We start from the raw sequence: 277 nt of genomic DNA, 5'->3' as shown, positions 1-277 counted from the left end.
CAAGTAAAGCGGAGGTGATCGGGGAAATCGTTTGCGAGTGTGGGCGCTGTGCCTATGTTGAGCAAACCAGACGCAAGGGCGATTTTGTGCAAGTTCGCTGTAGTGCGTGTGGTGTTGATCAACGTACTGGCAAGACAGTACAAGAGCGTTGGAAAAGCATAATGAAGCCCGTTGGATACTATCACGATAGTAACGATGTCGCGGCTTTTGGCGCTGTCAGTGTCGAAAAAGCGACTGATACTAAAAACGATACTATCGAGAATAGTATCGATACACC

1 protein-coding gene is annotated in these 277 nt (G+C 48.0%); it reads left to right on the top strand.

The window, feature by feature from the left end:
- Nucleotides 1-14: 14 nt before the first annotated feature.
- On the top strand, nt 15-277 hold a 263-nt coding region (locus tag AAEY75_RS14890; protein ID WP_352260007.1), incomplete at its 3' end, for a hypothetical protein.

This window comes from Psychrobacter sp. TB55-MNA-CIBAN-0194, from assembly GCF_040309505.1.
GTDB classification, from domain to species: Bacteria; Pseudomonadota; Gammaproteobacteria; order Pseudomonadales; family Moraxellaceae; genus Psychrobacter; species Psychrobacter fozii.
Note: the sequence above shows the minus strand (reverse complement) of the source record. Positions and strands in the feature narration are given on the sequence as shown.